1 rRNA gene is annotated in these 766 nt (G+C 44.4%); it reads left to right on the top strand.

The window, feature by feature from the left end:
* Positions 1-381: 381 nt before the first annotated feature.
* Positions 382-766: ribosomal RNA gene (locus ACWA2B_RS27915) — 23S ribosomal RNA — on the top strand; the annotation flags it as partial.

Below are 766 nucleotides of genomic sequence, written 5' to 3' on the forward strand. Positions count from 1 at the left end.
ACATTCAAATTAGCAGGTACATGTACCTGCGACCGGATATTCAATTCGGTTCATCACATTCGTGTGAATGAAATGAATATCCTGAACTTACTCACTCGTTGCTCAGTTTTGAGAGTTCAAACTCTCACATTGAATTTCCAGAATATACTTGTGTTCAAGTGTTGAGGAATTTGATATGATATTCATCCGGCCTTAAAAACCGGAAAAACGTGCACCTTGAAAACTGGATACCGAAACGAAATTGCGTTTTAGAATATTCCTTTAAGCTGATCTTGTGTAAACAAGTGAAATAAAGGTAGCAGATAAGGAAAGATCTTTTGCCTTTGGCAAAAATCATTTCTTATCGAACATCGACATTTTCTTTTATCAAAGAAAAGTCTAGGTTAAGCTACAAAGAGCACACGGAGGATGCCTAGGCGCCAGGAGCCGACGAAGGACGTGGCGAACAACGATAAAGCCTCGGGGAGCTGTAAGCAAGCTTTGATCCGGGGGTGTCCGAATGGGGAAACCCGGCTGTCTTCATCGACAGTCACTTTCTGCTGAATACATAGGCAGAATAGAGGCAGACCAGGGGAACTGAAACATCTAAGTACCCTGAGGAAGAGAAAACAATAGTGATTCCGTCAGTAGCGGCGAGCGAACGCGGATTAGCCCAAACCAAGGAGCTTGCTCCTTGGGGTTGTGGGACGTCTCACATGGAGTTACAAAGGAACCGGTTAGATGAAGAGGTCTGGAAAGGCCCGCCAGAGAAGGTAAAAGCCCTGTA

Source organism: Paenibacillus sp. CMM36, assembly GCF_053570945.1.